16 protein-coding genes are annotated in these 15998 nt (G+C 42.3%); 8 read left to right on the top strand and 8 right to left on the bottom strand.

Going from position 1 to position 15998, the window contains the following annotated elements:
* The 3 genes from AAEO56_RS10575 to AAEO56_RS10565 are packed head-to-tail and all read left to right on the top strand — an operon-like array spanning nucleotide 1 to nucleotide 1322.
* Nucleotides 1-855, top strand: coding sequence for a DUF2975 domain-containing protein (locus AAEO56_RS10575; protein WP_341697022.1), 855 nt, complete (start codon nucleotides 1-3; stop codon nucleotides 853-855).
* A gap of 3 nt (nucleotides 856-858) precedes the next feature.
* Nucleotides 859-1068 carry a helix-turn-helix domain-containing protein gene (locus AAEO56_RS10570; RefSeq protein WP_341697021.1) on the top strand — a complete coding sequence of 70 codons (210 nt, stop codon included), beginning with the start codon at nucleotides 859-861 and terminating at the stop codon, nucleotides 1066-1068.
* 11 nt (nucleotides 1069-1079) lie between these two features.
* Complete coding sequence (locus AAEO56_RS10565; protein WP_341697020.1) at nucleotides 1080-1322, top strand: hypothetical protein; 243 nt, start codon at nucleotides 1080-1082, stop codon at nucleotides 1320-1322.
* Here AAEO56_RS10565 and AAEO56_RS10560 read toward each other — a convergent pair.
* From AAEO56_RS10560 to AAEO56_RS10525, 8 genes are all read right to left on the bottom strand, one after another.
* Nucleotides 1319-1735, bottom strand: a complete 417-nt coding sequence (locus tag AAEO56_RS10560) for a hypothetical protein (RefSeq protein WP_341697019.1) — start codon at nucleotides 1733-1735, stop codon at nucleotides 1319-1321. The genes AAEO56_RS10565 and AAEO56_RS10560 overlap by 4 nt on opposite strands.
* Nucleotides 1736-1915: 180 nt before the next feature.
* Nucleotides 1916-2203 carry a F0F1 ATP synthase subunit epsilon gene (locus tag AAEO56_RS10555; protein ID WP_341697018.1) on the bottom strand — a complete coding sequence of 96 codons (288 nt, stop codon included), beginning with the start codon at nucleotides 2201-2203 and terminating at the stop codon, nucleotides 1916-1918.
* A gap of 89 nt (nucleotides 2204-2292) precedes the next feature.
* Nucleotides 2293-3804, bottom strand: coding sequence for a F0F1 ATP synthase subunit beta (atpD, locus tag AAEO56_RS10550; RefSeq protein ID WP_341697017.1), 1512 nt, complete (start codon nucleotides 3802-3804; stop codon nucleotides 2293-2295).
* A 208-nt stretch (nucleotides 3805-4012) separates the two neighbouring features.
* Nucleotides 4013-5947, bottom strand: coding sequence for a TPR end-of-group domain-containing protein (locus tag AAEO56_RS10545; RefSeq protein ID WP_341697016.1), 1935 nt, complete (start codon nucleotides 5945-5947; stop codon nucleotides 4013-4015).
* Between the two features lie 91 nt (nucleotides 5948-6038).
* A complete protein-coding gene (locus AAEO56_RS10540; protein ID WP_341697015.1) occupies nucleotides 6039-6734 on the bottom strand; it encodes an SIMPL domain-containing protein in 696 nt (231 codons plus the stop codon).
* 99 nt (nucleotides 6735-6833) lie between these two features.
* Nucleotides 6834-8681: a glutamine--fructose-6-phosphate transaminase (isomerizing) gene (glmS, locus tag AAEO56_RS10535; RefSeq protein ID WP_341697014.1), complete on the bottom strand. Its 1848-nt coding sequence runs from the start codon at nucleotides 8679-8681 to the stop codon at nucleotides 6834-6836.
* 12 nt (nucleotides 8682-8693) lie between these two features.
* On the bottom strand, nucleotides 8694-10346 hold the full coding sequence (locus tag AAEO56_RS10530) for a DUF4270 domain-containing protein (RefSeq protein ID WP_341697013.1): 1653 nt from the start codon (nucleotides 10344-10346) through the stop codon (nucleotides 8694-8696).
* 19 nt (nucleotides 10347-10365) lie between these two features.
* Entirely contained in the window at nucleotides 10366-11172 is an 807-nt protein-coding gene (locus AAEO56_RS10525; protein ID WP_341697012.1) for a glycogen/starch synthase, read from the bottom strand.
* Between the two features lie 105 nt (nucleotides 11173-11277).
* On the opposite strand from AAEO56_RS10525, the gene panC reads away from it, so the two are divergent.
* Genes panC through radA form a run of 5 tightly spaced genes read left to right on the top strand, consistent with a single transcriptional unit; the run spans nucleotide 11278 to nucleotide 15992 of the window.
* A complete protein-coding gene (panC, locus tag AAEO56_RS10520; RefSeq protein ID WP_341697011.1) occupies nucleotides 11278-12123 on the top strand; it encodes a pantoate--beta-alanine ligase in 846 nt (281 codons plus the stop codon).
* A gap of 13 nt (nucleotides 12124-12136) precedes the next feature.
* The gene (gene panD / locus AAEO56_RS10515; protein WP_341697010.1) at nucleotides 12137-12487 is read left to right on the top strand and encodes an aspartate 1-decarboxylase; all 351 of its coding nucleotides are present in this window, start codon (nucleotides 12137-12139) and stop codon (nucleotides 12485-12487) included.
* 3 nt (nucleotides 12488-12490) lie between these two features.
* On the top strand, nucleotides 12491-13450 hold the full coding sequence (locus tag AAEO56_RS10510; RefSeq protein ID WP_341697009.1) for a lysylphosphatidylglycerol synthase transmembrane domain-containing protein: 960 nt from the start codon (nucleotides 12491-12493) through the stop codon (nucleotides 13448-13450).
* A 41-nt stretch (nucleotides 13451-13491) separates the two neighbouring features.
* Nucleotides 13492-14631 carry an alpha/beta hydrolase gene (locus AAEO56_RS10505; RefSeq protein ID WP_341697008.1) on the top strand — a complete coding sequence of 380 codons (1140 nt, stop codon included), beginning with the start codon at nucleotides 13492-13494 and terminating at the stop codon, nucleotides 14629-14631.
* Nucleotides 14631-15992 (top strand): DNA repair protein RadA, encoded by a 1362-nt coding sequence (gene radA / locus AAEO56_RS10500; protein ID WP_341697007.1) that lies wholly within the window; start codon nucleotides 14631-14633, stop codon nucleotides 15990-15992. Before AAEO56_RS10505 ends, radA begins: the two co-directional genes overlap by 1 nt.
* Nucleotides 15993-15998: the final 6 nt, after the last annotated feature.

Here is a 15998-nt window from a genome sequence, read left to right as displayed (position 1 = left end):
ATGGAAAAGCAACAACGCAAAGACCGATTGGTTTCCAGGCTATATTATATCTCGGCAGTAATGTTGGGGATCGCTATACTATATTTCGCCATGATAGTTGGTTTCGATATATTTCAAAAAAAGAAGCTCGATAATTTTACCCCCTATCCAAATCATCTAACCGGCTATAACATGTCTGCCAATATGCGGGTCACGACATTTGATACCGTTATAAATTTTAACCGAAAAAATTTATCCGGCAGATCTTCCTTCGAATCAGGTTCCATAATTATACAGGATGGCGCGTGCACAGGTTTCAGCAGGTCAGAGATCAATTCCGTTTTAAACGACACTACCTATGCTAAGATCCTTACCCTGCAAACAAAAAAAGTAACGACATCAGATAATTTTAATGCTAATGTTGGCAAAGTTACCTTGTCACCGGCACGCGTAGAGGCGTACCTATCCATTAAGCCTGACAGCATTTGGCTGACTATTGTCCTTGCCGTGCGAAATTATTCGTTCATGCTATGCATCATTTTTATCCTATTTCAGCTTACGTTACTATTCAGAAAGCTCAAAAACGACTTTTCATTTAATAGCAACCTTAGCCGTGCTATATGGAAGATCGGTAACTGCCTGCTGATATACCAGCTGCTATTGTTCGCTACCGGGGCCCTGGTAATGCAATTTATCGAAGCGGTCACTTATTACCAGGAAACCGCAGGTACGCCGGGCTCACTACAGGTTATGCACCTGGATATAAGCTATGATGTAAATCTTGCGGTAGTATTCATCGGGCTTTCATTGGTAGTGCTGAGTAAGCTCCTTAACTACGGTTACGAACTGCAGCAGGAAAACGAACTAACTATATAAGCCATGCCTATCATCATCAACCTTGACGTTATGCTGGCCAAGCGCAAAATGCGATCCAATGAACTGGCCGATAAAGTCGGCATCACTACGGCCAACCTCTCCATCCTGAAAACCGGGAAGGCGAAGGCGATACGCTTCTCTACGCTTGAGGCGATATGCGAAGTGCTGGACTGCCAGCCGGGGGATATTATGGAGTTTGTAGAGGAAAATTAAAAACATATTAAATGGGAAAATATATAATTGCGATTATCATAAGTCTTATCCTGATAGCTTTAAGTGCATTCGGGATACTCAATACAATGGTGAGCCTTAAGTATGAAGTGAAGGATTATGGCGACTGCATTTCACTGACTTCAGGCAGGGATCTTTGCCTTACAATTGATATTCTTATAGGAATAATAGGTATAAGTGTCATTGCCATTATTTATTCCGCTTATAAGTTAATACAACGGAACAGCAGAAATTAAATGCAAATATCCTTTACCGGAAGTTCAACCCATTTAAAATCATTAGGGATAGTGGCATCAAGCATATCGACATTTAATTTTACTGCTAGACGCATCGCCATTGAATAAGACTGGCTCTTATCTGGATGGGTATATATCGTGAAGTGCTTTGTGTCATTATACCATACATTTACATCATACCGTATAAACAGGGATTCACCTTCGTCACTGCTACCTAACTGTTTGAATACAGAAATATAGTCTATTTGGGGCAGCTTTCTCCACATGCCTAATCGTAGTAATCCAACGGTGTATTCCTTTTTAAATCTTCTCCCCGCTACATCAAACTTTATGTATATAACCATCCAGAGCATAAAGACAAAGTCAATAGTGAGTAATGCGATTAAAAAGCATGAGAAAGGATCGTTCTGCATAAATGTAATGTAACATAATGCACAGCCTACAATGAGACATATCCAGCCTAAAATTTTAGACCAGAGCGGCAACCTGCCATCACTTATCAGAATATCTCTTTCTTTATAATCCACATTGCAATACTACAAAAAAGCCCCTCTCATTCCTGAAAGGGGCTTCTATATTTTTATTGGCTGAACTTAGTCAACCAAAATAATGATCCTGTTGTCTTTGAGCTCCAGGGTGCCTGATTTTATGTGAAGCAGGAACTTCTGGTCTTTTTCTGATTTGTTGAACTTAACAGAAAAATCCTTGTTGGTCTTGAAATCAGGGACAGCTATCTTGATGGTTCCCTCCACGAGTACCGCAACGATATTCGCGTGGTGGTTCAACATCTGGAATTCGCCGTCTGAGCCGGGAACGGTTACCGAAGTAACGCCTCCCTTAAACAAATGGCCTTCCGGCGATACTATTTCTAATAATAACATAATAGTTGTAAGTTATAAGTTAACGGTTAACAGTTGCCTCGCCGACAGCCAACATCGCTGTTAACTGTAAACTGTAAACTGTAAACTAATTACGCTTCAGTCAACATTTTTTGTCCTGCCTCGATAACGTCTTCAATGGTACCTTTAAGGTTGAAGGCCGCTTCCGGAAGGTGGTCAAGTTCACCGTCGATGATCATGTTGAATCCTTTGATGGTGTCTTTGATGTCTACCAGTACCCCAGGGATACCTGTAAACTGTTCTGCAACGTGGAACGGCTGCGAAAGGAAACGCTGAACACGACGAGCGCGTGATACCGACAGTTTATCTTCCTCGCTAAGCTCTTCCATACCAAGAATCGCGATGATATCCTGAAGCTGCTTGTATTTCTGAAGTATCTCTTTAACCCTTTGTGCACAGTTGTAGTGCTCATCGCCAAGGATAAGCGGTGTAAGGATCCTTGAAGTTGAGTCCAATGGGTCAACCGCAGGATAGATACCAAGCTCGGCAATTTTACGGGAAAGTACTGTTGTTGCATCAAGGTGGGCAAAGGTTGTAGCCGGTGCCGGGTCGGTAAGGTCATCCGCAGGCACGTAAACCGCCTGAACCGATGTAATCGAACCTTTTTTGGTAGAGGTAATACGCTCCTGCATTGCACCCATCTCTGTTGCAAGCGTTGGCTGGTACCCTACCGCAGACGGCATACGTCCAAGAAGTGCAGACACCTCAGAACCTGCCTGTGTAAAACGGAAGATGTTGTCTACGAAGAAAAGAACGTCTTTTCCTTGTCCGTCACCCGCTCCGTCACGGAAGTACTCAGCGATGGTAAGGCCTGAAAGCGCAACACGTGCACGTGCCCCAGGTGGCTCATTCATCTGTCCGAATACGAAGGTAGCTTTCGACTGCCTCATACCCGGTTTATCTACTTTGCTAAGATCCCATCCGCCGTTCTCCATAGAGTGCATGAAGTCGTCACCATACTTGATGATCCCTGACTCAAGCATCTCACGAAGAAGGTCGTTTCCTTCACGTGTCCTTTCACCTACTCCTGCGAATACGGAAAGACCACCGTGGCCTTTTGCAATATTGTTGATCAACTCCTGGATCAATACGGTTTTACCAACACCGGCACCACCGAAAAGACCAATTTTACCACCTTTTGCATAAGGCTCGATAAGGTCGATTACTTTGATACCTGTGAATAAAACTTCTGATGAAGTTGAAAGGTCTTCGAATCTTGGTGCCTGGCGGTGGATCGGAAGTCCGTCTGCGCCTGACTTTGGCAAATCGCCAAGGCCGTCAATAGCGTCGCCTATTACATTAAACAAGCGGCCGTACACATCCCCGCCTATCGGCATCTGGATTGGGGCACCTGTACCAATAACTTCCTGGCCCCTGCTCAAACCGTCAGTGGAGTCCATCGAGATAGTACGAACAGTGTCTTCACCCACGTGAGACTGTACTTCAAGGATTAATTTTGTACCATCTTTCTTAGTGATCTCTAATGAATCATAGATCTTTGGAAGCTCGGCATCCTGTGTGTTGAACACTACGTCAACAACCGGCCCGATGATCTGTGCAACTTTTCCTATTACTTTAGACATTGCTTATGTATTTATTAAACAGCTATTTACGATTTGCGAAAAAACCTTATTTTTTCGAGTGCAAAGATAGTTTTTTCTTCATGAAATATGCAATTTTAATTTTGAGTTTTTTTTAATAAAAGAGGGCAATAGTGGGAATATGGATTGGAAGTATGCTTTTAAAGCGGTCATTTTGAGAAAATGGGTAAATTGTGTTTCTGGTTTTGAATTATCTGTATTTGTCTAAAACAGCTATAAAATCCGAATCATCTAAGAACTTTGCCCAATCATCATCTTTTTCGACAAATGAGGATGATATTTCATTTCTCTCTAAGCTTGCTTCTAAATAATGTAAAGCGCTTTCCTTATTGTCTTGGATTGAATATAAACAAGATAAATTATAACAGTCACCTCCCAACTCAATTGCTTTTCGATATTTTTCAAATGCTTGACCAACTAATTCTTCTTTTTCTTTGCCATCCCTGGTTAGTGCCAGATTTGCTAAATCTGCGCCCCAATTATTCCAAGCTTCCTTATATTTAGGCTTCATTTCAATAGATTTTTGATACTTTTCGAATGCTTGATGAAACAATTCTTCTCTTTCTTTACCCTTTTTAACATCAGCAAGATTACCTAAATCAGTAGCCCAATTAAACCAAGTTTTATAGTGTGGTTTAATTTCAATAGCTTTTTGGTATTTTTCAAATGCCTGATGAAGAAGATTTTCCTTTTCTTCACCTTCTTTAGTTTCTGCAAAGCTGCCTAAATCACTTGCCCAACTGAACCAGGCATCTTTATAATCGGCTTTTATTTTAATCGCTTTTTGGTATTTTTCGAATGCTTGGTTAAATAATTCGTCCTTTTCCTTTCCTTCTGTAATTTCTGCTAGATTGGCAATGCATATTCCCCAATTATACCAAGCCTCTTCGTAATTTGGTTTTATTTCGATCGCTTTTTGGAATTTTTTAAATATTTCACCAAAAAGTGCTATCTTTTGCTCTGCTTTTTCAGCATCTGCAATATCCGCCAAATAGTTTCCCCAATTGAAATATAAATCTGAAAGTAAATTTTTAACACTTAAGTCATCAATTCCTTTAGCTTGATTTTCAATATCAGTAATATGAGTTCCATTATAATTTTCTGTTACAATTAAATTTATTATTTCTTTTTTTAATAAATCAACTTGAGAGTGTTCAAAATCTTTAGATCCCACCTTTCTAATTTCAAATTGTAATTTTGCTTTTCCAACTTCTTCTTTAGAAATTTTCAACCGTTCGTTAGCTCCTTTAAAATGTTCTTTATCATCAATGTCCACAATGTTGTCAAGCATTTCTTCTAAGGCAGTAAATGGGTTACTTATAATATCAACCTGACTTAAATCCAATTCACTACAAAGTTTAAACATAAATGAATCGGAATCATATCCCTTAATTAAAAATGCATTTGTATTTGGTTTTGAAAGAAAGTCTTGTACATTTTCCTTAGGATTGTGATTATTATAAGAAACCCAAAATAGGCCATTATCAAATCTTCCTAATCTTCTAATATGATCGAAAATTGGGTCTTCACCACTATATCCAATAAAAACCCAAGGACGTCCATTCTTTATAGAGTCAAAAATTCGGGGTGCAATATTTTTGACTTTATTCAATTCTTCCTGTGTATTCAATAACCAAAGTCCATGATTTTGTCCATGAAGATACACTACTGATTTTTCCTTAAATGTTGTAGTGGTTAAATCTTTTAAAATAGCCATGTCATATGTTGCAGGAAATATATTATATAATGCAAGGGCTCTCAACATTAGGTTATCAAAATTTACCGTAAGGACATAATCAACAAAATTTTCGCGTAATAATTGTGCTAAATAAATATGGGTTACATTTATTTTAGCATTTCTTATATAGCCTTTTAAAAGCTCATCTCTTTGAGCTGGCAGTAAACAATTCATTAACTTTGCATAAGTCCTTTCTTCTAAAGATAAATTTTTAATGAACGGACTGTCAGTATAATCTTCTAATATTTTATCTATTATTTCGCCTGCCAGAGGGATATTTCCCGTGCATGAAGCCCCCGCACCCAAAAAGAATATCGGTTGAGGTTGATTATTTTGCTTGGCTTGTTTTAGGAGATATGCCAAATGCTCAATTTTTATTTCTTTCATAATCTGATTTTGAAATAAATTTATAAAATTTTAACAATTAAAAATCTGTTAAAGAATTATTTATATGCTTTTTTAATAAAATTATATAAGCTTACTCCGCCGCAAACTTCACCACAAAAGTTTTAGATAAACTGCCTGTATAATTGCCGTCATCCTGAGTACCGCGGCTCATCTTCAACATTTCTTTCATGTAGGATTCCATGTCAAATCCTCCACCCTGCTTACCTTCCTTCACTTCGAGTATCCTTCCCGGCTTTAATCCGGAATAGGATCCAATAACCGCAGCCCTGGCCTTGGCTTTGTCCATGAGCTTTTTAATCAATTGCTCCTCCGCTTTCAGCTCATCAGCATATTTTAAAACCGAAACCTCTGTCCGAATGTCATTATTTGAGGTGAACATATCCTTGATCTTTTGGACTTCTGACTCGCCATTTACTATAACTGTCCATCCTTTTGGATCGCTCCAATAAAGCCTTTTATTGAAAAGGCTGCCTTTCGAATCGCTAAGCGGGCCGACTTTGTGTTTTTTGACCTCCAGTTTTCTTTTTATCTCCTGAAGTTTGTTCTTTTCTTTTTCCTGCTCGGCCATAGGATCATAATTATCTTCATATACGGTAGTTATGGTATCAACGGCCATAGTATAATCATAACTCTCAAGGTAAACATTTACCTGGAAGCTAAGCGGCTTTAAGGCAATGGTGTCGGTTACTTCCACTTCAATGAATCTGCTTTGAGCGAAAGAAAGGATAGGGATAAGCATAAGGGCGGTCAGGAAAAACTTTTTCATGGTTGGTATATTGGTTATATGGCAAACGTAAGAAATTTTATAACGCAAAAAAGCCGTTGAAAAAATTTCCAACGGCTTTTATAATTTATATCGAAATGATTACTCCACTGTAACCGACTTCGCCAAATTCCTCGGCTGGTCTACGTTACAGCCCCTCATAACCGCTATGTGGTACGAAAGCAGCTGTAGTGGTATGGTGGTAACCAATGGCGATAATGCATCGATAGTATCCGGCACTTCGATCACGTGGTCGGCAAGGCCTCTTACCTGAACGTCGCCTTTTGTTACAATGGCAATGATCTTTCCGCTCCTTGATTTTATCTCCTGTATGTTGCTCACTATCTTGTCGTAGTGTTCCTGTTTCTGTGCAATGATAACCACCGGCATCTGCTCGTCGATAAGCGCGATAGGGCCGTGTTTCATCTCGGCAGCAGGATAGCCCTCTGCGTGGATATAGGATATTTCTTTTAGCTTAAGCGCGCCTTCAAGTGCCACCGGGAAGTTGTATCCCCTGCCCAGGTAAAGGCAGTTTGGTGCATCTTTATAAATAGCGGCAATAGCCTGTGCGGCATCGTTGGTCATAAGCGCTTCAGCCACTTTCTCCGGCATAAGCTCCAGCTCCTGCAGGTACCTGTGGTACACCGAGTTGTTCATCGTACCCTTAGCCTGTGCCAAACGAAGCGCGATAAGTGTAAGCACAGTTATTTGTGTTGTAAATGCTTTTGTAGAAGCCACACCGATCTCCGGACCGGCATGCGTATAAGCGCCTGCATCGGTTTCACGGGATATAGATGAACCAACTACGTTACAAACACCAAATACGAAAGCACCATTCTGTTTTGCAAGTTTAATGGCTGCAAGTGTATCCGCAGTTTCGCCGGATTGCGAAATAGCGATAACTACATCGGTAGGGCGTATAATAGGGTTCCTGTAACGGAATTCCGAAGCATATTCTACCTCAACAGGTATACGGGTAAATTCCTCAAAAACATATTCTGCCACAAGGCCAGCGTGCCATGAGGTACCACACGCAATGATAAGTATCCTGTCGGCATTAAGGAATTTTTGCAAGTTATCTTCAATACCGGCCATCTTAATAAGGCCTTCGTTGGCATGAAGCCTTCCGCGGTAGGTATCTTTTATAACGCTTGGCTGCTCGTATATCTCTTTAAGCATAAAGTGGTCGTAACCGCCTTTTTCTATCTGCTCAAGGTTCATCTGAAGCTCCTGTATATAAGGGTCAACCAATGAGTCATCTTTGATTTTCCTTATTTTTAAAGGCTTGTTAAGGCGTACAATTGCCATTTCCTCATCTTCAAGGTATATAGCATTCGATGTATATTCTATGAAAGGTGATGCATCAGAGGCGATAAAGAATTCGTCTTTGCCAACACCAATAGCTAACGGGCTTCCTAAACGGGCAGCAACAATTTCACCCGGCCTTTCTTTATCAAAAACAGCTATAGCATAAGCGCCTACCACCTGGTTCAAAGCGACTTGTACCGCTTTACCCAGTTTAAGGCCTTCTTTTTTCTTTACGTCTTCAATCAGGTTTACAAGAACTTCGGTGTCGGTATCCGACTGGAAGGTGTATCCCCTTTTGATAAGTTCTTTTTTAAGCGGCTCATAGTTTTCTATGATACCGTTGTGTACTATTACCAGGTTGCCCGAGTTTGAAAAGTGCGGGTGTGAGTTTACATCATTCGGCACACCATGGGTAGCCCAACGGGTATGGCCAATGCCAATTTTTCCGTTAGTGCTGATCTCTTTCTCTGCTTTCTCTTCAAGATCAGAAACTTTACCTTTGGTTTTGCATAATGTCAGGTCGGTGCCGTCATAAAGAACAACCCCAGCACTGTCATATCCCCTGTATTCCAGCCTTCTCAGACCTTTAATAATTACAGGGTATGCTTCCCTGTGACCGATGTAACCTACAATTCCACACATAACAATAGCTAATTAATTGGGTTTGGTATAAAAAATTTCAAGTTTAAGGCGTTTGTTGTCAGGCACTGCCGGATTAGAACCGAACAGTATTGTCCCGAAAGGGTGCATTACCGATGATACCGGCACTGTCGAAACCGTTACCGGGGCCGTGGCACCACTGTTTTCTGTAAAAGGCGACTTTAAGGCCGCATTACCCGTAAGGTTAATATATTCTGTCACCACAAGGCCAAGCTTTACATTGGTCGAGTCCTTGTTGATGAGATTATTTATATGATCGGTGATCCTTACTTTGTACCTGTAGTTTTTAGGCTCATTGTCATCGGTAGGATCATTGGGATCATCATCACTCACCAGCAATCCTCCATGCACAAGCTTATCGTACTTAGGGTTTACTGTGGTAGTGGTGGCATCCAAAGAATAATCTATCAGCGGCCTCTTATTGTTTACATCATACAGGAAAACCCTGTTAGGCACTACGGCGCCCGCCATTGAAGCCTCGTCAAGGTAAAACAAAAGATTGGCTTCGTTTACCAATACCCTTTGGCCGCCTTGGTTCTCTGCTTTAAGCGCGTCAATGGTTGCCTGGTCAATATCGATGAAAGCCATCGATCCTTCGCCACCTTTCAGGTACAGCTTCTCGTCTCCCAAAACAGGATCGGATGTGCCTACCGCAGCGCTAAAATTAGGATTCGGTGTATTCTCAAAAAAGTTGATGGTATTGCCGTCAAGGTTTAGTGTCATGCTCTTTGCAAACTTATCCGGTGTATGGCCGTTTACAGCATTTGTAGCCGTTGAAATATTGTGATCCCTGTATTTTATGGTAATAGTACCCTGATCGAACCTGGGAACCACCATAACCGACTGGCCTTCTATCTGCTGTACCCTGAAGTAAAGGCCCCTGAAATATTCCTTGAAGATATTGTTATTAACCAGCTTACCTGCTGCTGAAGGACCAAACAGCATATTCTGGAACTCCGTTTTATCCAGGTAAAGGAAGATACCCGGGGCTTTGCGTTCTACTACTTTCGATTCGGTTTGTCCGTCCGGTATTGCAGAACGGGCTATCTCATCGTCAGAAACCGGAAACTGGTCGTTTTGCGCTTCCGAAAAATTATTAAGCCTTGAGCCTACAATAGCAGCATCTATAAGCGATTTATCGTTTGAATAATATTTCTGGCCTGAAACAAATGATGTTCCGGGATCGGAATCACGCAGGAAATAGCCATTCCTGAATACGTCCAGCTTTATTTTTGTTTCCGGCGCGCCGTATATGGAATCGAGGTCGTATGTGCTTACACCGGTAGAAGCATCAGTATTTTCAACGCTGCTGAAATAAGGAACATACAGGTACACAGAGTCTATTTCCGGTGCATAAAGCGTTGGGTTTACGGTGGCAAGCTGTACCTGTGTCACAAAATGGGCAACAGTCTTTCCGAATACCGGGTTATCATAAGCGCCAAGCGTATTGAGATTAAGGTTATTGGACTGGACAATTCCCGTAGGCCTGTCATAAGCAACCACCCCGGCTTCAAGCTTGAACATGCCGTGGTGTACATCATCATTAATTATATCAGAGCCGATAGTGTTATAATCAGTATCGCAGGAAATGATGAATACGGCACTTAGGGCAAAAAGAATTTTTTTTAAGAAGGAACTATTGATCATAGATTTTTTTTAAGGTTTACTATAAAACCTGATTTTTATAGAAATTAGTATATGCGTCTGCAAAATTATCTTTGGACACATACGGCAGGAACGGCTTCCCGGAAGCTTCAACAGCCTGCAACAGTCCGGCCGAGAGGTTTTCAGAAGCTATAATAAGCGCATCGGAATGAGCTATGGATGCTTTAAGTATGTTTTCATAATTCGGTACTTCAAGCACCTTCACATCACTTTCCGGAATATTATCAAACAGTACTTTCTTAAGCATGTCGTTATCCAGTGTACCGTCAAACGACTGGTTGTAAACCGAGGTTACAATTTTCGTATCGGCAAACAGGGCTTCGTGCTTGTAGTAATGCTTCATATAAATAGGGAGCATTGCGGCCATCCAGCCATGCACGTGAATAATATCCGGCACCCAGTTAAGCTTTTTCACGGTCTCAACAACGCCTTTGGCAAAAAATATCGCCCTTTCGTCATTGTCAGGATAAAGCACCCCTTCCTCATCGGTAAAAGTAGCTTTCCTTTTAAAGTACTCATCATTATCTATGAAATAGACCTGTATCCTTTCTTTGGGTATGGAGGCCACCTTTATGATGAGGGGCATATCCATATCATTCACCACCAGGTTCATTCCCGATAGACGGATGACTTCGTGCAGCTGGTGCCTTCTTTCATTAATGTTGCCATAACGGGGCATAAAGATCCTTATCTGCCCTCCCTGGTCATTAATCATTTTCGGCACATCATACGACATTAGCGACACCTCATTCTCTGCCAGATACGGCACTACTTCAGATGATACATACAATATCCTCTTATCCTCCATCTTCGATAACTTATTTTATTTGGTACAAAAACATGCAAAATTAAACAATTTTGCGCATCTTATAACTAAAAGATTAATTTTGCCCCGATATTTAATTTAAAGTTAATGCTCATTTTCAATAATAAAGCCGATTTGGCGACAGTTTTGTCTGACTATTTTAATGTTAAATCCACCGTTGGGTTCGTCCCTACAATGGGCGCATTGCACGAGGGCCACCTCTCGCTGCTGCGGCAGTCGGTTTCCGAAAACGACGTTACTGTCATCAGTATATTCGTGAACCCCACGCAGTTTAACAACACTGAAGACCTCGACAAATACCCGCGCACGCTTGATGCCGACGTAGAAAAAATAAAGCTGGTGAGCGATGCCATCATTGTTTTTGCACCATCAGTAAATGAGATGTATGACGGCAATACGATATCTTCTCATTTTTCTTTCGACGGGCTCGAAAACCAGATGGAAGGCGCCCAAAGGCCCGGCCATTTTGACGGTGTAGGCACGATTGTAAAAAAACTTTTCGAAATCGTTAAGCCTTCGAACGCCTATTTTGGGGAAAAAGACTTCCAGCAGCTCCAGATTGTAAAAAAGATGGTGGAAAAAGCGGAAATGCCCGTTGTTATAACAGGCTGCCCGATAAGCCGTGAGGCCAGCGGGCTTGCCATGAGCTCCCGCAACGAAAGGCTTAGCGTCGGTGACCGGGACAAAGCGGCCTTTATTTACAAAACACTGAAAGAGGTACGGGAACAATTTGAAAATCAAAGCATTGAAACCGTAAAGACGTATATATATGACGCTTTTGCAGCCCATCCTGAGTTTACCATGGACTATTTTGAGATAGCTGCCGAAGACGACCTGAAACCTGCCACTGTAAAGGAAAACAGGAAATACAGGGCTTTTATTGCAGTTTTTTTAAGCAATGTGCGCCTAATTGACAATATTTCATTAAATTGATTACCTTTGCGCCATGCAAATTCAAGTTGTAAAATCCAAGATTCACCGCGTGAAGGTGACGGGAGCCGATTTAAATTACATAGGAAGCATAACCATCGACGAAGCGTTGATGGAAGCAGCGAATCTTATCGAAGGTGAAAAAGTTTCGATCGTAAACATCAATAACGGTGAGCGCCTTGAGACTTATGTGATCAAAGGAAACAGGAACAGCGGCGAGATTACCCTTAACGGGCCTGCCGCAAGGAAAGTACAAAAAGGTGATATCATCATCATCATTTCGTATGGTATCCTGGATATCGAGGAGGCTAAAATATTTAAGCCGTCTATTGTATTCCCTAACGAAACAGATAACTCCTTAACATAAGCTTTGAACAAGAAGTTAAGCAAATTTTTAAGCATTATACTCCCGCTCCTGCTGGGAGTTTTTTTAATTATATACATGTACAGGCAGTCTACCCCGCAGGAGCTGGCTGATATGAAGAACAGCTTTAAAACAGCCGATTACTTTTATGTATATATTTCGCTTATCATTGGGCTTACAGGTTTTTGGGCAAGGGCTTACCGCTGGAAATATACCCTGGCACACCTGGGCTATAATGTACCATTCGGGATAAAATTTGGTTCCGTCTGCATTACGTATATCATGAACATGCTTATCCCGCGGAGTGGCGAGGTAAGCCGGGCCGTGGCGCTCAACAAATATGCGGGGGTGCCTTTTGACAAAGCTTTTGGCACCATCATCGCCGAACGGATCATAGACCTTATCCTCCTCGTAATCGTAGTTGCCCTCACTGCTGCCTTACAATTTGATGCTGTTGAGGCCTATCTTGCCGATATCCCTTTCAGGCAGCTGTTTTTTTACGGCACTGTGGCGGGCATCCTCTTTATAGGGTCGGTGCTCTTTTTCATGTATTCGAAAATGGCCTGGGTACAAAAAATAAAACTTAAAATATCAGGCCTTACCGAAGGGGTTTTAAGCGCCTTCAAAATGCCAAACAAATGGCCTTTCTTCCTGCTGTCGCTCTACATCTGGTTCAGTTATGTCCTGATGTTCTATGTTACGATATATGCATTGCCCGAAACGGCAGGCCTCAGCTTTGGAACCGTGATCACCGCCTTTGTTATAGGCAGCATTGTTATTACTTTTACCAATGGAGGGACAGGCTTTTTCCCTGTTGCCATTTCAAATATTCTTTATGTTTATGGGGTTCCAAAGGCTGCAGGTTTTGCTTTCGGCTGTATCGTATGGGGATCCCAGACCGGACAGATCTTATTTCTGGGGGGACTATCATTTTTATTACTGCCGATAGTATACCGAAACAAATAATTGCTATCTTGCCAAGCTATTTGCTAAACCCCCGTAAAGCTATGAAAACCACCTTATTAACCCTTATGCTGGCTGTGATATGGCCCATTTCGGCACAACGAAAAACCGAAATAATCGAATCAAAAAAACTGAATGCCTCGCGCGAAGTTACTATCGTGACACCGGCATCCTATGAAACAAACAAGAAAAAGGAATACCCGCTTTTGGTACTTTTGGATGGCGATTATCTTTTAGACCCATTTGCAGGAACACTTTCCTACACGGAATATTGGAACGACCTTCCCGAAGTGATCATTGTTGCGATAAACCAAAACAATGATGAAGAAAGGACCCTGGATACCCAAACCGATGACCACGGCGTACCTATGGACCGGGGCGACAAATTTTTTGAGTTCCTGTCATCGGAGCTGATGCCAATGATAGAAAAAAAGTACCGCGTATCCCCGTTCAGGATCATTGCCGGGCATGGCCTTACCGCGGGCTACATTAATTTTTTCCTTTATAAGGAAAAGCCCCTTTTTAATGCCTACATCTGCATGAGCCCGGACATGCCTGTTGATATGGAAAACCGGATACCCGAAAGGCTTACTCAAATACAGAGGCCCACATACTATTATCTCGCAACCGCAGAGGGCGACGTGCCACGCCTGCAAAAGCCCATAAAAACGCTGAACGACAATATAAAAGCAGTTACTAACCAGGGCCTTAAATATATGTTTGAGGATTTTAAGGGATGCTCCCATTATTCACTGGTGGTGCACGCCATCCCTGAGTCGCTTTACCATATCTTTTCTTCCTACCAGCCCATTTCCTCTACCGAGTACCAGGAAAAGATCGTTAAGCTTACTTCGGGTTATGCAAAATACCTGGAACAGCGGTATGATGTAATGGAAAAAGACCTTGGCGTGAAGATACCCGTGAGGCTTAATGACCTTAAGGCTATTGAAGCGGCCATCATTAAAAACGGCGCATATACGGAGCTAAGGGAACTCTCTGATATTGCTGAGAAAAATTATCCTAAAACAACCTTGGGCGACTACTATACGGGACTGTACTATGAAAAGACGGGCGACAATAAGAAAGCAATAAAAGCCTATATGCACAGTTATACCCTTGATGAAATAGGCGAATATACCAAAGACTTTATGCTTGAAAAAGCAGAGAAACTCAAAGCCAGATAATGTCTAAAATCAAAACTTCCTTTTTTTGCCAGAATTGCGGTACACAATATTCGAAATGGCAGGGACAATGTAATGCCTGCAAACAATGGAATACCATTGTAGAAGAAGTGATACAGAAAGAAGAAAAGCAGTCGTGGAAACCCGCTTCGGCGGAAACCAAAAAAGCGGCACGCCCCTTAAAAATAAATGAAATAGATTCGGGTGGCGAAATTCGCCTGGATACCGGCGACGGCGAACTTAACCGCGTGCTTGGCGGCGGGTTGGTGCCGGGATCCCTCACGCTGCTTGGCGGCGAACCGGGGATTGGGAAGAGTACGCTCCTGCTCCAGATCTCACTAAAACTGCCTTATCGCACCCTGTATGTATCGGGCGAGGAAAGCCAGAAACAAATAAAGATGCGCGCCGAAAGGATTACGCCATCGGCAGAGAACTGTTACATCCTTACCGAAACAAAAACCCAGAACATCTTCCGGCAGATCGAGGCAATAGAGCCTGAAGTCGTTATCATCGACTCGATTCAGACACTGCACACAGACTACATAGAATCATCGGCAGGCAGCATTTCGCAGATACGCGAAACTACCGCCGAGCTGATAAAATTTGCCAAGGAAAGTAACGTTCCCGTTATACTGATAGGCCACATTACCAAAGATGGCAGCATAGCAGGGCCCAAGATCCTGGAGCACATGGTAGATACCGTACTGCAATTTGAAGGCGACCGCAATCACGTGTACCGCATACTCCGCTCACTAAAGAACCGCTTCGGGTCTACCGCTGAGCTGGGCATTTATGAAATGCTGGGCAGCGGGCTGAGGGAAGTATCAAACCCTTCGGAAATACTGATTTCCCACAAAGAAGAAGAAATGAGCGGTACCGCCGTTGCCACAACTATGGAAGGCATGCGCCCGCTGATGGTGGAGATTCAGGCGCTGGTAAGCTCGGCAGTATATGGCACACCGCAACGCAGTACTACGGGCTATAACGCCAAAAGGCTCAACATGATACTGGCCGTACTCGAAAAACGGGCAGGCTTCCGCCTCGGGGCGAAAGACGTATTCCTGAACATTACCGGCGGCATAACCGTAGATGATACTGCCATAGACCTTGCCGTGGTAGCTGCCATATTATCGTCTAATGAGGATATACCTGTAAATAAAGATTTCTGTTTTGCGGGCGAAATAGGGCTTTCAGGAGAGATACGCCCTGTAAATCGTGTCGACCAGCGCATACTGGAAGCCGAAAAGTTGGGATTTTCCACTATTTTTGTGTCTAAGTATAATAAGATATCATTAAAGAACACACTGATCGAGATCAGGCTGGTAGCGAAGATAGAAGATGTTGCAGGCCACCTGTTCGGTTAGATTATT

This window comes from Flavobacterium arundinis (assembly GCF_038289855.1).
In the GTDB taxonomy this organism is placed as follows: Bacteria; Bacteroidota; Bacteroidia; order Flavobacteriales; family Flavobacteriaceae; genus Flavobacterium; species Flavobacterium arundinis.
Note: the sequence above shows the minus strand (reverse complement) of the source record. Positions and strands in the feature narration are given on the sequence as shown.

Excerpts from the sequence above, each read along its gene's own strand:
- AAEO56_RS10575 (WP_341697022.1), top strand. The coding sequence starts at position 1 with ATGGAAAAGCAACAACGCAAAGACCGATTGGTTTCCAGGCTATATTAT.
- AAEO56_RS10570 (WP_341697021.1), top strand. The coding sequence starts at position 859 with ATGCCTATCATCATCAACCTTGACGTTATGCTGGCCAAGCGCAAAATG.
- AAEO56_RS10565 (WP_341697020.1), top strand. The coding sequence starts at position 1,080 with ATGGGAAAATATATAATTGCGATTATCATAAGTCTTATCCTGATAGCT.
- AAEO56_RS10560 (WP_341697019.1), bottom strand. The coding sequence starts at position 1,735 with ATGCAGAACGATCCTTTCTCATGCTTTTTAATCGCATTACTCACTATT.
- AAEO56_RS10555 (WP_341697018.1), bottom strand. The coding sequence starts at position 2,203 with ATGTTATTATTAGAAATAGTATCGCCGGAAGGCCATTTGTTTAAGGGA.
- atpD (WP_341697017.1), bottom strand. The coding sequence starts at position 3,804 with ATGTCTAAAGTAATAGGAAAAGTTGCACAGATCATCGGGCCGGTTGTT.
- AAEO56_RS10545 (WP_341697016.1), bottom strand. The coding sequence starts at position 5,947 with ATGAAAGAAATAAAAATTGAGCATTTGGCATATCTCCTAAAACAAGCC.
- AAEO56_RS10540 (WP_341697015.1), bottom strand. The coding sequence starts at position 6,734 with ATGAAAAAGTTTTTCCTGACCGCCCTTATGCTTATCCCTATCCTTTCT.
- glmS (WP_341697014.1), bottom strand. The coding sequence starts at position 8,681 with ATGTGTGGAATTGTAGGTTACATCGGTCACAGGGAAGCATACCCTGTA.
- AAEO56_RS10530 (WP_341697013.1), bottom strand. The coding sequence starts at position 10,346 with ATGATCAATAGTTCCTTCTTAAAAAAAATTCTTTTTGCCCTAAGTGCC.
- AAEO56_RS10525 (WP_341697012.1), bottom strand. The coding sequence starts at position 11,172 with ATGGAGGATAAGAGGATATTGTATGTATCATCTGAAGTAGTGCCGTAT.
- panC (WP_341697011.1), top strand. The coding sequence starts at position 11,278 with ATGCTCATTTTCAATAATAAAGCCGATTTGGCGACAGTTTTGTCTGAC.
- panD (WP_341697010.1), top strand. The coding sequence starts at position 12,137 with ATGCAAATTCAAGTTGTAAAATCCAAGATTCACCGCGTGAAGGTGACG.
- AAEO56_RS10505 (WP_341697008.1), top strand. The coding sequence starts at position 13,492 with ATGAAAACCACCTTATTAACCCTTATGCTGGCTGTGATATGGCCCATT.
- radA (WP_341697007.1), top strand. The coding sequence starts at position 14,631 with ATGTCTAAAATCAAAACTTCCTTTTTTTGCCAGAATTGCGGTACACAA.